11 protein-coding genes and 1 other annotated feature are annotated in these 16,219 nt (G+C 45.2%); of the genes, 9 read left to right on the top strand and 2 right to left on the bottom strand.

Annotated elements, in window-relative coordinates:
• Window positions 1–6: 6 nt before the first annotated feature.
• From I2D69_RS01280 to I2D69_RS01320, 9 genes are all read left to right on the top strand, one after another.
• Complete coding sequence (locus tag I2D69_RS01280) at window positions 7–4,077, top strand: FtsX-like permease family protein (RefSeq protein WP_195379274.1); 4,071 nt, start codon at window positions 7–9, stop codon at window positions 4,075–4,077.
• A gap of 143 nt (window positions 4,078–4,220) precedes the next feature.
• Window positions 4,221–4,502 (top strand) — a binding site (T-box leader).
• 38 nt (window positions 4,503–4,540) lie between these two features.
• Window positions 4,541–7,192 carry a valine--tRNA ligase gene (locus I2D69_RS01285; protein WP_148461253.1) on the top strand — a complete coding sequence of 884 codons (2,652 nt, stop codon included), beginning with the start codon at window positions 4,541–4,543 and terminating at the stop codon, window positions 7,190–7,192.
• A gap of 14 nt (window positions 7,193–7,206) precedes the next feature.
• Window positions 7,207–9,219 carry an LTA synthase family protein gene (locus tag I2D69_RS01290; protein ID WP_148461254.1) on the top strand — a complete coding sequence of 671 codons (2,013 nt, stop codon included), beginning with the start codon at window positions 7,207–7,209 and terminating at the stop codon, window positions 9,217–9,219.
• 373 nt (window positions 9,220–9,592) lie between these two features.
• Entirely contained in the window at window positions 9,593–10,885 is a 1,293-nt protein-coding gene (locus tag I2D69_RS01295; protein WP_178090561.1) for a folylpolyglutamate synthase/dihydrofolate synthase family protein, read from the top strand.
• A 67-nt stretch (window positions 10,886–10,952) separates the two neighbouring features.
• On the top strand, window positions 10,953–11,105 hold the full coding sequence (locus I2D69_RS01300; RefSeq protein WP_021925740.1) for a hypothetical protein: 153 nt from the start codon (window positions 10,953–10,955) through the stop codon (window positions 11,103–11,105).
• A 15-nt stretch (window positions 11,106–11,120) separates the two neighbouring features.
• Window positions 11,121–12,485 carry a hypothetical protein gene (locus I2D69_RS01305; RefSeq protein WP_118583241.1) on the top strand — a complete coding sequence of 455 codons (1,365 nt, stop codon included), beginning with the start codon at window positions 11,121–11,123 and terminating at the stop codon, window positions 12,483–12,485.
• Window positions 12,486–12,608: 123 nt separating this feature from the next.
• A complete protein-coding gene (locus I2D69_RS01310) occupies window positions 12,609–12,953 on the top strand; it encodes an STAS domain-containing protein (RefSeq protein ID WP_148461256.1) in 345 nt (114 codons plus the stop codon).
• On the top strand, window positions 12,953–13,378 hold the full coding sequence (gene spoIIAB / locus I2D69_RS01315; RefSeq protein WP_148461257.1) for an anti-sigma F factor: 426 nt from the start codon (window positions 12,953–12,955) through the stop codon (window positions 13,376–13,378). The genes I2D69_RS01310 and spoIIAB overlap by 1 nt, the downstream gene beginning before the upstream one ends.
• Before the next feature lie 12 nt (window positions 13,379–13,390).
• The gene (locus I2D69_RS01320) at window positions 13,391–14,113 is read left to right on the top strand and encodes a SigF/SigG family RNA polymerase sporulation sigma factor (RefSeq protein WP_148461258.1); all 723 of its coding nucleotides are present in this window, start codon (window positions 13,391–13,393) and stop codon (window positions 14,111–14,113) included.
• A 93-nt stretch (window positions 14,114–14,206) separates the two neighbouring features.
• Here I2D69_RS01320 and sstT read toward each other — a convergent pair whose 3' ends face one another.
• Both sstT and I2D69_RS01330 read right to left on the bottom strand, forming a co-directional pair.
• Window positions 14,207–15,430, bottom strand: coding sequence for a serine/threonine transporter SstT (sstT, locus tag I2D69_RS01325; protein ID WP_148461259.1), 1,224 nt, complete (start codon window positions 15,428–15,430; stop codon window positions 14,207–14,209).
• 202 nt (window positions 15,431–15,632) lie between these two features.
• Window positions 15,633–16,133 carry a QueT transporter family protein gene (locus tag I2D69_RS01330; protein WP_148461260.1) on the bottom strand — a complete coding sequence of 167 codons (501 nt, stop codon included), beginning with the start codon at window positions 16,131–16,133 and terminating at the stop codon, window positions 15,633–15,635.
• Window positions 16,134–16,219 lie beyond the last annotated feature (86 nt).

The following is a 16,219-nucleotide window of genomic DNA, read 5'->3' on the forward strand; positions in this document are numbered from 1 at the left end:
TGAGAGATGAAAGCATTAAGAAAAGAATTCTGGATGGAGATCCGGAAAAGCAAATCCAGGTTTATCTCCATTCTTCTGATCGTGGCTCTCGGAGTGGCCTTCTTTTCCGGTATTCAGGCTTCCTCGCCGGATATGCGCTATTCCGGAGATGCCTATTATGACGAAAGCAGCCTGATGGATATCAAGGTTGTGGGCACAATGGGCCTGACATCTGATGATGTTTCTTCTATAGAAAGTATAGATGGCATTGAGTCCGCAGAAGGTGCCTGGTCTACCGATGTGATGTGCGGGGAAGGCCAGAAGCAGAAGGTTCTTCACATTGAATCCATAAATGACACAGTGAATAAACTGGATGTGCAGGAGGGACGCCTTCCGGAAAAAAGTGGAGAGATTTTTCTGGATAGCACATTTGCTTCTACCAATGAATATAAGGTAGGAGATAAGGTGGCTTTGCGTGAAGATGGAGATTCCCCCCTTCTTGTGACCACAGAATATACGGTAGTGGGAACTGGAAGAAGTCCTCTTTATATTTCCTTTAATAGAGGAAATACCACCCTTGGAACTGGTGAAGTCAATGGATTTGGATATGTGCTCCCGGAAGATTTTGACCAGGAAATTTATACGCAGATTTATGTGACCGTTCATGGTGCAAAGGGCCTTACAAGTTATACAGACGGTTATGAGAATCTGATCGCCAAAATCAAAGGTCGTGTTGAAAACATAGCAGATGATCGCTGTCAGATCCGCCTTGCAGCTGTGAAGGCAGATGCACAGGAGGAAATCAATGATGCCCAGAAGAAGCTGGACGATGGGAAAAAAGAGGCAGATGAAAAACTTGCTGACGCAAAAGAAGAATTAGATAAAGGTGAAAAGGATTTAGAAGACGGCAGGCAAGAGTATGAAGATGGAAAATCCCAGTTAGAAGACGCAAAAACAGAGCTTGCCGATGGGAAAAAACAGCTGGAAGATGCGAAGACAGAGCTTGCTGATGGGAAAACCCAGTTAGAAGATGCGAAAGCGCAGCTTGCTGATGGAAAAAGTCAGCTGGAATCTGCCAAGAGTCAGCTTTCCTCCAGCAAAAGCCAGCTTGACACTGCCAGAAGCCAGCTGGATGATGGATGGAGTCAGGTAAATGCAGCAAAAGCCCAGCTTGCTGACGGACAGGCTCAGCTTGATTCCGCGCAGAAGCAGGTAACCAGTGGTCTGGCAGAATTAGAGGAAAATCAGAAGACTTTAGATGAAAATAAAGCGAAACTTGCAGATGGAAAAGCCCAGATTGAGGCAGGCGAGCAGCAGTTAGAAGCCGCAAAGCAGACTTTGACAACAAAGCAAAGTGAACTGGATCAGTCAAAAGCGGAGATCATTGCCGGACAGCAGCAGATCGAAAGTACCAGAACCCAGTTAAATGCCCAGAAGCAGCAGATTACAGATGGACTTTCCCAGGTATCAGCAGGAGAAGCACAGCTTCAGGATGGAATAAGTGCTTTGGAAAGTGCAAAAGCTCAGCTGACGGAGCTGCAGAGTCAGCTTGAGATAGTACGCGCAAGTTACAACGCAGCACTGGAAAATCCGGATGCTTCCCAGGAGGAAATAGATATTCTGGCAGCTCAGGTGTCTGCACTGGAAGAACAGGAGGCGGCGGTAAGCCAGCAGATTCAGGCAAGTGAAGCGCAGATTGAGAGTCAGCGGCAGCAGCTTGCAGCGACCAGAAGTGAGTTGGAAAGCGGGCTTGCAGCAGTCGAGAATGGACTTTCCCAGCTTTCTCAGAAAGAAAGCGAGCTGAATGCTGGACGGGAACAGATAACAGCAGGTCAGGCAGAGATTGACGCCGGATGGATTCAGATTCAGGAACAGGAGAATACTCTTGCTGCTTCGAAAGCTGAGATAGAGGCAGGGGAACAGGAACTGGAAAAAGGTCAGAAGCAGTTAAAGGCAGCAAAGAAAAAACTGAATAAAGCCCAGAAAGAAATTGATTCCAATGCAGAGACTCTGGCAGCAGGACAGGCGGAACTGGATGCCAATGTGGCAAAGCTGAATGACAGCGAAGCGCAGTATGCTTCCGGCCTGGAACAGTATCATTCCGGTGCCCGGCAAATTGCGGAAAATGAGGCAAAGCTTACTTCCGGTGAACAGGAGATTGCAGAAAATGAGGCAAAACTTGCCGATGGTGAGAAAGAAATTGCAGACAATGAGAAGAAGCTTGCAGACGGTGAAAAAGAGATTACAGACAATGAGAAAAAGCTTCAAGATGCGGCTAAAGACTTGAAAAAAGGTGAGAAAGACCTTGCAGATGGAAAGAAAGAGTACGAAGACGCCAAAAAAGATGCGGAGGATGAGATTGCCGAGAATCAGCAAAAGCTGAATGATGCGAAAAAGGAACTGGAAGATCTGGAAATGCCGGAGTGGATGGTCACAGATAGGGAGGATCTTCCGGAATATACGGATTACGGTGATAATGCAGACCGTCTTCGAAACATCGGTCAGGTTTTCCCGGTCATCTTTTTCCTGGTAGCGGCATTGATCAGTCTTACCACTATGACTCGTATGGTGGAGGAGCAGCGAACCCAGATCGGTACCTTGAAGGCATTGGGATATAAGAAGTCTGCTATTGCAGCAAAATATATCTGTTATGCATTTTTTGCAACTCTTCTTGGCAGTGTGCTGGGAATGCTGATCGGAGAGAAAATCATTCCATACATTATTATAACTGCTTATGGAATTATGTATCATAACGTGGCAAATACCATTTCCATTGATTATCAGCCTGGCTTCGCACTGATCGCTTCCGCAGCCTCTGTTGTATGTACAGTTGGAGCGACTCTTTTTGCAAGTGGAAAGGAGCTGCAGGAGACACCGGCCTCTCTTATGCGCCCACCGGCTCCGAAAGAGGGCAAGCGGGTATTGCTGGAGCGGCTCACATTTATATGGAAGCATTTAAGCTTTTCCTGGAAGTCCACAATTCGAAATCTTTTCCGTTACAAGAAGCGCCTAATCATGACGGTCTTTGGAATTGCAGGAAGCATGGGACTGATGCTGGTTGGCTTTGGGATTCAGGATTCCATCAGTGATATTGCCGCTATTCAGTACCGGGAGCTTCAGCATTATGACGGAATGGTGATTGAGGACAGCGATGCTACAGAGGAAGAACATGCAGAGCTGTTTGAATACATGAAGGAAAATGAGCAAATCGCCCATTGCAATCGGGTACAGATGACGAAGATCAGTGCTCCTAAAGGCAGCTCCAGCGTCAGTATTTATCTGTTTGTGCCAGAGAGCCTGAGTGAGTTTGCAAAGGATGTAACCTTAAAGAACCGTATTACCGGGGAAACATATGAGCTTACCGACGAAGGTGCTGCTATTTCCGAGAAAACAGCATCCCTGCTGGGATTAAAGGTGGGAGATATGATTCCCCTAAAAAAGGGAGATAAGGAATATAAGGTGAGGGTGGCTGTGATCACAGAGAATTATATGAGCCATTACCTTTATATGACGCCCAGGGTTTATGAGCAGACGTTCGGGGAAAAGCCGGAGTATGAGAACATTGTGTTTACTATGCAGGAAGACTGCAAGGATGATCTGGAAATGGCAGGAAGCCGGATCCTTGCTAATCCTGGTGCTCTCAGCATCAGTTATACCAGTAGTCTGGCATCACAGGTTGACCGTATGCTGAGCACTCTGGATGCGGTGATCCTGGTGCTGATCGTTTCCGCAGGAATGCTGGCTTTTGTGGTATTGTATAATCTGAATAATATCAATATTACAGAAAGACAGAGGGAGCTGGCAACTTTGAAGGTGCTTGGCTTCTATGACGGAGAGGTCTCCCAGTATGTGCTTCGGGAAAACGTGATCCTGACAGTGCTTGGAATTATGTTTGGAGCAGTGTTTGGAATTCTCATTCACAGGTATGTGATTACTACGGTTGAGGTGGATGCAGTTATGTTTGGACGTAATATTAAGCCGTTGAGCTTTTTATACAGTGGAATTCTGACAAGCATATTTTCCATTGTGGTGAATGGGGTGATGCATTTTAAGCTGAAAACTATTGATATGGTGGAATCCTTAAAGAGTGTGGAATAAAAAATATTGAGAAAACACTGTCTGAGCGGTGTAATTGAGAAATTTTGAAATTAGCTTGACAAGCCGGAAGAATGCAATTATAGTTATATCCATAAAAGTGGCGGCTTTTTCCGGATATTTACAAGGAGATCAGACCGCTGCAGCGAAAAGCGTTGAAGAAGAGGAGTAAGTAAATGCCCTCCCAGAGAGAAATGTCCAGGGATAACTGTGGTGGAAGACATTTTGAGATCCGCATTCACTGAAGGTAGCTTCTGAGCCGGGAAACTGAACAAGCAGTGATATCTGCAGTAAGTTTTCACGCAATTCCAGCGTTACAGGAAAGAGATATGTGTACAACAGAGCGAAGACTGTAAATGAATTCAGGGAAACAGTACTTTGCATTTTGCACATAATGAAGGTGGTACCGCGTTAATTTCGCCCTTCACACAATTGTGTGAGGGGCTCTTTTTTTAGGAGGAAAATCATGAGCAAAGAACTTGCAAAGACCTACGATCCAAAAGGAATCGAGGAACGTCTTTACCAGAAATGGATGGACAACGGATATTTTCATGCAAAAGTAAACCCGGATAAGAAACCATTTACCATTGTTATGCCGCCGCCAAACGTAACCGGACAGCTGCATATGGGACATGCACTTGATGAAACTATGCAGGACATTCTCATCCGTTTCAAGAGAATGCAGGGCTACGAAGCACTGTGGCAGCCGGGAACTGACCATGCAGCTATTGCTACAGAGGTTAAGGTTACTGAGAAACTGAAAAAAGAAGGCATCGACAAGGCAGAAATCGGCCGTGAGAAATTCCTGGAATATGCCTGGGAGTGGAAAGAAGAGTACGGCGGAAAAATTATCAACCAGCTGAAGAAGCTTGGTGCTTCTGCAGACTGGGAGCGAGAGCGCTTCACCATGGATGAGGGATGCTCCAAGGCTGTACAGGAAGTCTTCATCAAGTTATATGAAAAAGGCTACATCTACAAAGGTTCCCGTATCATCAACTGGTGTCCGGTATGCCAGACTTCCATTTCCGATGCAGAGGTTGAGCATGAGGATCAGGACGGATTTTTCTGGCACATCAATTACCCGGTTGTTGGAGAAAAAGGAAAATTCGTGGAAATTGCAACAACACGTCCGGAAACACTTCTTGGAGATACTGCAGTTGCAGTAAACCCGGATGATGACCGTTACAAAGACATTGTTGGCAAAATGCTGAAGCTTCCTCTCACAGACAGAGAGATCCCGGTTATTGCCGATGAGTATGTTGATAAAGAATTTGGTACCGGATGCGTAAAGATCACACCGGCACATGACCCTAACGATTTCGAGGTTGGAAAGAGACACAACCTTCCGGAAATTAACATCATGAATGATGATGCTACCATCAATGAGCTGGGTGGTAAATACGCCGGCATGGATCGTTACGAAGCAAGAAAAGCCATGGTAGAGGATCTGGACAAGCTTGGCCTTCTGGTGAAGGTTGTTCCGCACAATCACAGCGTTGGAACACATGACCGCTGCCATGCAACCGTAGAGCCGATGATCAAGCCTCAGTGGTTTGTAAAGATGGATGAAATGGCCAAAGCTGCTATCAAGACTCTTGAGGATGGAGATCTGAAATTCGTTCCGGAGCGTTTTGACAAGACTTACCTTCACTGGCTGGAGAACATCCGTGACTGGTGTATTTCCCGTCAGCTGTGGTGGGGACACAGAATCCCGGCTTACTACTGCGATGAGTGCGGTGAGACTGTAGTTGCAAGAGAAATGCCGGAAAAATGTCCGAAATGCGGATGCACACATCTTCATCAGGACGAGGATACTCTGGATACCTGGTTCAGCTCTGCTCTGTGGCCATTCTCCACACTTGGCTGGCCGGACAAGACACCGGAACTGGAGTACTTCTATCCAACAGACGTGCTGGTAACCGGATATGACATTATTTTCTTCTGGGTTATCCGTATGGTATTCTCTGCTCTTGAGCAGACTGGCAAGACACCGTTCCATCATGTGCTGATCCATGGTCTGGTAAGAGATTCCCAGGGACGCAAGATGAGTAAATCCCTTGGAAATGGTATTGACCCTCTGGAAGTAATCGACAAGTACGGCGCAGATGCTCTTCGTCTCACTCTGATGACTGGTAATGCACCTGGAAACGATATGCGTTTCTACTGGGAGCGTGTAGAATCCAGCCGTAACTTTGCAAATAAGATCTGGAATGCTTCCCGTTTCGTTCTTATGAATCTGGAAGGAAAGGATGTAACGGAGCCGGAGATCGGTTCTCTTTGCGCTGAGGACAAATGGATCCTTTCCAGACTGAACAATGTGATCAAAGAAGTAACTGACAATATGGAAAAATATGAGCTGGGTATTGCAGTTCAGAAGATCTATGATTTCCTGTGGGATGAGCTTTGCGACTGGTACATTGAGATCGCCAAGGTTCGTCTGTGGAAGGCAGAAGAGGATCCAAAGGCAGCAAACGAGTCTCTCTGGACACTTCGCACAGCACTGACCCAGGGACTGAAGCTGCTTCATCCGTTTATGCCATTTATCACAGAGGAAATTTATTGCACACTGCTTCCGGAGGAAGAGTCCATAATGATCTCTGACTGGCCGGTATATAAGGACGAGTGGAATTCTCCTGAGGCTGAGCTTGCAATCGGAAGTTTCCAGGAGGTTGTCCGTGGCATCCGTAACACAAGAACCAGCATGAATGTTCCGCAGAACAGAAAGACACATCTGATCATTGTTGGAAAAGATGCTGCTATCTGTCAGATGTATGAGAACAGCAAGAAATCCTTTGCAAACCTTGCTTTTGCAAAAGAAATCCATGTTCAGCAGGATAAGACTGGTATCGGTGAGGATGCAGTTTCTGTTGTTGTTTCCAATGCAGTTGTTTATATGCCTCTGGAAGACCTTGTTGACAAGGAAAAAGAACTTGAGAGACTGACAAAGGAGCAGGAGAGACTGACTAAGGAAATCGCCCGCTGTGAGGGAATGCTGAATAATCCAAATTTCGTAAATAAGGCTCCTGCTGCCAAGGTTGATGCAGAGAAGGAGAAGCTTGCGAAGTACAAAGAGATGAAAGATAAGGTTGAAACACAGCTTGAGCAGCTTAAGAGATAAAAAGGAGATTTTGCATGAAGCTGAGCAAATTTTGCAATAAGATTTCCCTGATTCTCCAGGCACTCTGGTGCGCAGTGCTCTATTTCCTTATAGAGGCACTGTGCCGCCATTCTGTAGTGGAGGCCTGGGATTATATGACGGGAAAACCGTTGGTATTTGCTTATAATACGATGTTTATTTTTACTACAATGCTGATCGTTTATCTGTTTCACAGGCGGTGCTTTTGGAGAGTTGTGGTTTCCGTTTTCTGGCTGTTTCTGGGAATCGTAAACTGTATTCTTCTGATGAACCGTGTTACACCATTTACCGGACCGGATCTGCATATGCTGACGGATGGTATTGCGATCATGCAGAAATATCTGCCGTTTTATGGTGTGGTGATCGGATGTATTTTGATCGGAATTGTGGTGCTGGGGCTTTTGATCCTACTGGTCAAGGGACCGAAGTGTGAGCAGAAGATTAAGTACCGGTATGTGATTCCGCTGGTAATTGCTGGTTTTGTGGCTTTTGGAGGCGTGACACAGCTGGCTCTTGAAAAAAGGGTTTTGTCTAATTATTTTGGCAATATTGCGTTTGCTTATGAGGATTATGGTTATCCTTATTGTCTGGCGACTACTATTTTTAATACAGGCATCAGTGAGCCGAGGGATTATTCTGAGGATGAGATTAACCGGATTGAGAAGACAGAGTCCAATCTTCCAAAGACCAAGGAGGATGGAAAGAGACCGAATATTCTGTTCCTTCAGCTAGAGTCTTTCTTTGACCCGACACTGGTAAATTACCTGGATATTTCTGAAGATCCAATCCCGAACTTCAGGAAGCTGATGAAAGAGTATTCTTCCGGATATTACAAGGTTCCTTCTGTTGGAGCCGGTACGGCAAATACGGAATTTGAGACCATTACAGGTATGAGTCTTCACTATTTTGGACCAGGTGAATATCCTTACAAGAGTATTCTTAAGGAGACTACCTGCGAAAGTGTGCCCTATGTTCTGAAAAATCTGGGGTATTCTACACATGCGGTACATAATAATGAAGCCAACTTCTATGGAAGAAGGTCTGTTTTCCCCAATCTGGGATTTGACACCTTTACTTCTGAAGAGTATATGGCAGATGAGAACCTGCAGAATCCTCTTGGATGGGTAAAAGACAGTGTGTTGACGGATGAGATCATTAAGTGTCTGGATTCTACTGACAGTCCGGATTATGTGTATACCATTTCCGTGCAGGGACATGGTGATTATCCAAGCGAGCCCATTCTGGACAATCCTTCTATTACAGTTTCCGGTTCTCCTACGGATGAGCTGAATTGTAAATGGGAGTACTATGTGAATCAGATTCATGAGATGGATCAGTTTGTGAAAGAGTTAACAGATGCTTTGGCGGACTATCCGGAGGATGTGATCCTGGTTATGTATGGGGATCATCTGCCGACTATGGGACTGACTGTGGAGGATCTGAAAAATAAGTATCTTTTCCAGACGGAGTATGTAATCTGGGATAATATGGGACTTACCAAGAAGGATGAGAATCTGGCTTCTTATCAGATCGCAGCAGAGGTTCTGGACAGAGTTGGTATTCATGAGGGTACGATCATGAAATATCATCAGGCAAGAAGAAATACCAAGAATTATCAGGTCGATCTGGAGACACTGCAGTATGATGTGCTGTACGGTCAGCGATATGCTTATGGAGGAGAAAATCCTTTTGAGAGAACAAAGATGCGGATGGGACTTTATGATGTGACCTTAGATTCCATTCGGTTAGTGTCGGATACAGATTGGACTTATTATATCCAAGGCACGAATTTCACCCCGTCCAGTCAGGTGAAGCTGAATGGAGAGTGGTATGATACGGCATATGTAAGTCCGAACATGCTGGTGATCTCGGGTACGGAGCTGTCGGATTTTGACAGACTGGCAGTTGTACAGAGAAGTAACAGTTCGACGAGGAAGGCTCTTAGTAAGAGCTTTGACAGAGCGGTTTATGCATTGTATGATAGTCAGTGGAAGGTGAATTCCCGATAGGAACGTTTCCCGGCTGGGCACCTGGTCTCATCAGGTCTGCTCTGAGCGCGGTGTGCGGCCAAAAAAAATTAAAAACATCAGAATTTTGCTGAAACCGAAGAAAGGAGAGGACAAATTTGCTCCGCTGGAGCTCAGACTGTGTCCTCTCCTTTTTTAACCCCAAATTCTGCCGTATGAGATTTTTTCGGAACCTCTCTGATTTCTTCTGTGCGAGGTTTGTCGGATAAAAAGTTACGATTAGGGGTGGACTTCTGGTGTGACTATTATATAATGGTAGAGTAATGTAACGATTCAGAAGGCAGTATTCTGCCAGGCTTACTATGAGCATGAGAAGTTACGGACGAAATACGATAGATAAATGGTGGTTTAGATTATGAATTACGAGGAAGCGGTTGCTTATATTGAGGAGACTCCGAAGTTTACCAAAAAGAACAGTCTGGAGCATACGAAGGAATGTTTGAGGAGACTGGGGAATCCACAGGAGAAGTTTAAGGTGATACATGTTGCGGGAACGAATGGAAAGGGGAGTACCTGTGCGTTTCTCACATCTATTCTCAGGGAGGCAGGGTATTCCTGCGGTCTGTTTACGTCTCCCCATCTGGTGAAGATCAACGAGCGGTTTCAGATCAATGAGGTGAATATTGATGATGACACCTTTTTGAAAGCTTTTGAGAGAGTGAAAGTGCTGGCGGACGAGCTTGTGGCTGAAGGTAGTTACCATCCTACTTATTTTGAGATGCTGTTTCTTATGGGAATGGTGATCTTTGCAGAGGCAGGGGTGGACTATGTGACTTTGGAAACCGGGCTTGGCGGAAGACTGGATGCGACTACAGCGGTAGAGAATCCTGTGGCTTGCGTGATCACATCTATCAGTCTGGATCATATGCAGTTTTTGGGAAATACGGTAAGAGAGATTGCAGGGGAGAAGGCTGGAATCATTGTTCCGGGAGTTCCTGTAATCTATGATGGAAATGACAAGGATGCGGCAGAAGTGATCGCTGCGAAGGCAAAGGAGCTTGGAAGTCCGGCTTATAAAGTAATTCAGGCTGGAGCAAAGGTACTGGGAAATAATAAAGACGGCATTGATTTTTCCCTGGAGGACGATTATTATGGGGATATCAGGTTCCATATTCCTTTTATTGCATGGTATCAGGTGATGAACGCATCTCTGGCGCTTACAACTATGGAAGTGCTGAAAGACAGGATTCCGGTGACCATGGAACAGCTGCAGGCAGGAATTGCAAATACCAGATGGCAGGGCAGAATGGAGACCATTTTGCCGGGCGTGATCGTGGATGGTGCACATAATGAGGATGGCGTGCGCAGGTTTGTGGAGACTGCAGAGCGGTTTCAGAAGGAGTATCCGCTGACACTTTTATTTTCTGCTGTGAATGATAAGGATTACCAGGATATGATCCATACAATTTGCAGCAGGATAAAATTCCGTAAAGTTGTGACCACAGAGGTTGGGGGATACCGTGAGGTGCCGTCTGCGGAGCTGGCAGAGATCTTTTGCAAAGAAGGCTGTAAGGATGTTGGAAACTCTGATAATATTGAAGAAGCTTTTCATATGGCGCACGAGGCCAAAGGAGAGGACGGAATGTTGTTCTGCGTGGGTTCTCTTTACCTGGTGGGAGAGATTAAGACACTCTTGTTGAAAAAGTAAATTGTCTGCAGAAAAAAGAAAACATGGGATTTCTGGTTGATTTTTCAGGAGTCTGTGGAGGAATTTTATGATCGATTACGAAGAGGAACTGAAGAAATTTGAGCCCTGTCTGGATGTGACAGACGCAGAAGAGGCTATTTACGATAGAGAGCTGACGGATATTCTGGACATTCTTCAGGAAATGCTCAGGGAGTCCAAAAGCGGACGCAGGATGAAATAGAATAGGAGATACTTAATGAACTGTATGAATTGCGGCGCGTTCCTGGCTGATAAGGATCTGGATTACTGTCCTCATTGCGGGTGCAACGTCCTGATCCAGAAAAAGGTGGAGTATCTATCCAAACTTTATTACAATCAGGGCTTGGAGAAGGCCAGTATCCGGGACCTTTCAGGAGCCGTTAACTGTCTGAAGCAGAGCCTTACCTTTAACAAGAGAAATATCCAGGCGAGAAATCTTCTGGGTCTTGTGTATTTTGAAATGGGAGAGGTGGTTGCTGCTCTTAGCGAGTGGGTGATCAGTAAGAATCTGCAGCCTACCCGGAATATTGCGAATGAATATATTAATCGTCTTCAGGCGAATTCGAATAAACTGGATGCTATTAATGAGACAATAAGAAAATATAATAATGCCCTGGCTCTTTGCAGGGAAGGCCATGAGGATATGGCTGCCATTCAGCTTCGCAAAATTCTGAACCAGAATACCAAGCTGATCAAAGGTTATCATCTGCTGGCGCTGATCTATATGAAGAATCATGACTGGGGCAAGGCAAGAAGAACCTTAAAAAAGGCGGCTCGTATTGACAAGACCAATACAACTACATTACGTTTTCTTCGTGAAGTAGATGAGAGAACCGGTGTAACGACCAGACTTGAGAAACAGAAAAAAGGACTTTTTGGTGCCAAGGGCAAGACAGAAGGTTCGGATGAGATTTCCAGAAGTACTGTGGTACAGCCGGCAGTTTACAGGGAAAATTCCAGAATTTCACTGTTTGTGACACTTATGGCGGGTGTGGCAGCAGGTGCGGCTGCATTTTGGTTTCTGGCAGTTCCGGCTATCAAGCAGGGGATTTACAGAGAAGCCAATCAACAGATTGTAAAGTACAGCGAGTCTCTGGTCAGCCAGGGTGCGGAGCTTTCCAAAGCCCAGGGTGAGGCGAAGGAATCCGGAGATGTGGCAGAGGAAATCACCCAGCAGCTTGATGCCGAGCAGAAGAAGAGCACCAGTTATCAGGCACTTCTGAATGCGTATGCAGCTTATACACAGAATGAGTATGATGCAGCTGCGTTGGAAATCCAGAAGGTTTATGAAGATCAGCTGGGAGATGATGTAATGGGAATTTATAATACCATCTGTTCAGCTACTGGTGTGTCTGGAATCACGGAAGACAGTAAGTCTGAGGGCAGCGAAGATTCCTCTGATTCCGAAAGCAATGATGGAACTGACAATACAACAGAAGGCTCTGAAACGGATTCCTCTGGTTATGACAGTTCTTACAATGATGCATCTGGTGACAGTGGGTATGATGAATCCGGATATTCTGATTACAGCGACGAAAACGGATATTATGATGAAAATGGTGATTTTCAGTATTATGAATAAAAATTTCTGAATTACAATAATGAGAAACCTCTGAACCGGGGATGTGCGGGATAGACCTGCACATCTCTTTTTCTTTTTTCTGTGCAGAGGGTCAAAATAGAGTAAAAAAGGGGGATTTTATTTATGAAACCTGTTTTTGAAACTACGGGAACCTGTCTGAATATTAAACTGCCTGAGGAACTGGATCATCCGGCTTCTGAGCTGATCCGGAGAGAATCAGACAGGATTATGGGAAAAATATATATCAGAACCATTTGTTTTGACTTTGGAAATACTGTTTTTATGGACAGTTCGGGCGTAGGTTTGATCATGGGGAGATACCGGGCTCTGGGGATGCGTTCTGGCTGCATGAAGGCCTGCCATGTAAGCGGATATATTGAAAAATTGCTGCGGCTTTCAGGTGTGAGTAAATTTCTGGAACTGGAAAGAACAGAAAATGAGATGCAGCTGGAAGGGAGGGGAGTCTGATGGGAAATTCCAACGAAATGACCATTATTTTTGACAGCCGTCCGGAGAATGAAGGGTTGGCAAGGGTAACTGCTGCGGCATTTTGCACCCAGCTGAACCCCACACTGGAGGAAGTAGCAGATTTGAAAACGGCTGTGTCAGAGGCTGTAACCAACTGTATCATTCATGGCTATCAAGGCGAGGTACATAAGATACGGATGAAGTGTGTCAGAAAAGAGAGAACAATTTATCTGGATATTGAGGATGATGGCATAGGGATTGCAGATGTGGAAAAAGCAATGGAGCCCTTATATACGACCCGCGCTGATCAGGACAGGTCAGGAATGGGGTTTACTTTTATGGAAGCATTTATGGATGAGGTTAAAGTCACCTCACAGGTTGGAAAAGGAACCTGTGTGCATATGAGCAAAAAAATCGGTAATTGATCAGGAGGAAGCATGGATCACACTCTTGCTCTCATTGGGCGCATTCACCAGGGAGATAAAGAGGCAAGAGATACTTTGTTTTCGGAAAATATGGGACTGGTGCATAGTGTTGCCAGGCGTTTTCTGGGGAGAGGGGTGGAAATGGAGGACCTTTTTCAAATTGGAAGCATCGGGCTTTTGAAGGCTGTAGATCATTTCAATCCTGAATTTGATGTGAAGTTTTCTACTTATGCAGTACCAATGATCATTGGAGAGATTAAGCGGTTTCTTAGGGATGATGGAATTCTGAAGGTGAGCCGCTCCATAAAAGAGAATCAATATAAGATCTGTAAAATGAGGGAGGAACTGGAGAAAAAGTTAGGCCGTGAGCCGGATCTAAGAGAACTTTCAGATGCTATGAATATGCCGATGGAAGAATTGGCGATGACGCTGGAATCGGCTGCAGAGGTGGATTCTATTTACAAGACTGTGTATCAGGGAGATGGAACGGATTTGCAGCTTGTGGACAGGCTTCCGGAAAAAGAGGATCGCCATGAAAAGCTTTTGAACCGGATTTTTCTGGAGGAAATTCTGGAAAAATTGGAAGGAGAAGAGAAAAGACTGATTGTATTTCGGTATTTTCAGGATATGACACAGACAGAGGTTGCAAAAAAAATGGGAATGTCCCAGGTTCAGATTTCCAGGATGGAGAAAAGGATATTGAAGAAGCTGAGAGAAATCTCCCACAAATTGTGATGCACATTTTGCAGAGAGCCTTTTTCAAACACGCTCTGGAAAAGGAGAAAAAAGCAAAGTATTTTCTCATATTTTCCAGAGCATTATTGGGTGTTAGAATTTAATCTCTTTTCCTTCCAGACGCCACTGTCTGAACTCTGCAGAAGCAGAGAGAAGCAGGTCAGAAGAGGAGTTAAGGGCTGTCTCAACTGAGTCCTGGATAACTCCGATAATAAAGCCTACGGCTACAACCTGCATGGAAATGTTGTCAGAAATTCCGAAAAGGGAGCAGGCCATAGGAATCAGAAGGAGGGATCCGCCGGCAACACCGGAAGCACCACATGCAGAAAGGGCTGCAAGAAGGCTGAGGATGATAGCTGTTGGGATATCAACGTGGATTCCAAGGGTAAAAGCAGTTGCCATTGTCATAACGGTGATGGTGATAGCAGCTCCGTCCATGTTGATGGTTGCACCAAGAGGAATGGTTACGGAATAGGTGTCACGGTCGAGCCCCATCTCCTCACAGGCTTTCATATTTACTGGAATATTGGCAGCAGAACTTCTGGTGAAGAATGCGGTGATGGCACTTTTTTTCAGGCAGTGCAGAATCAGCGGATATGGATTCTTTCGGATACACCAGTAAACCAGAAGCGGGTTTGTTACAAAGTAGATGAAAAGCATGCTGCCTACCAACAGCAACAGTAGTCTTCCATAGGTATTGAAAATGTCTAATCCATTGGTGGATACGGTGTTAAATACCAGACCGAAGATTCCGAAGGGTGCCAGGTTGATGATCCAGCTGACCACCAGGGATATTCCGTCTGCAATGTCAGCAAGGACTTTTTTTGTGGTGTTATTTGCTGTACGAAGGGCAAGACCAAGAAGGATGGCCCAGGTAAGGATACCTACATAGTTTGCATTCACCAGGGAAGATACCGGGTTGGCAACAATATTCAGAAGAAGGTTGCTGAGGACCTCCACAATACCCTGTGGGGCACTGGCGTCTGCGGCTGCATTGGTAAGTGTCAGGTGTACAGGGAAAATCATGCTGGCGAAAACGGCGATCACAGCTGCCAGTACAGTGCTGAACATGTAAAGGGCAACTACTGTTTTGATAACGCCGCCATGGGATTTTCCTGCGTTGCACAGTGAACTGAGAACCAGAAAGAATACCAGAAGGGGTGCGATAGCTTTCAGGGCACCTACAAATACATCACCAAGGATGGCAATGCTGGTTGCACCGGGGGCTGCAACTCCAAGGATGGCACCAAGAATCAGACCGACGACGATTCGTTTTACCAGTGCAATCCCGGTCCATTTGTTCCATAAATTTTTCATTTGTTTCTTTACCTCTTGCCCTCTTTAATTTGATAAAAGATTAATCAATTAATTATATAGTATGCAGGGAGGATTCGCAATAAAATATATGATGAAATTGATGAAAATGAGAGACTTTTTTGGAAAAAAGAAAAAATAGAGAAAAAAATCCGGGTAAGGAGGATCATAAAAACCTCTTACCCGGGTTTGCAAATTAAAAAAATTATTTAGCAGCAGCCTGTTTGCCAAACAGTGTATTCTTGTACTTGGAAAGTGCAGTGAGAAGTACCATTCCAAAGATTCCGCAGGAAATGATCTCTCCGGCACCTACCGTAAGCATCATAAGTGGAATCGGAAGATTGACGGAATAGCCGTAACGAAGTACGAATGGAACCAGAACTGCATTGGCTACGATTGGTGGAACTGGTGCCAGCCATTTGTTGCTGTTACGAAGTTTGTAGGTAAATACAGCTCCGATGAGGGTAGCGATACTTCCGAATGCAATATCCAGAGGAATTGCACCGCCAAGCAGGTTGGCAAGGATACAGCCTACAAAAAGACCAGGAATGGCAGCTGGTGTGAAGAATGGAAGAATGGTCAGGGCTTCGGAAATTCGAACCTGAATCTCTCCATAACTAAACGGTGCAAACACCAGTGTCAGTACAACATAGACAGCCGCAATTAGCGCTGCCTGCACCAGAAACAGGGTACTCTTGTTTTTCATATTCATTTGTCTCCTTTAGTTTTGTTTTACGAGTGGAAGGTCACGAACACTCGATTCATTTTGCGCCGGGAATCGGCGGAAAAGCC

Source organism: Ruminococcus sp. D54t1_190329_F1, from assembly GCF_015551645.1.
GTDB lineage: Bacteria > Bacillota > Clostridia > Lachnospirales > Lachnospiraceae > Blautia_A > Blautia_A faecis.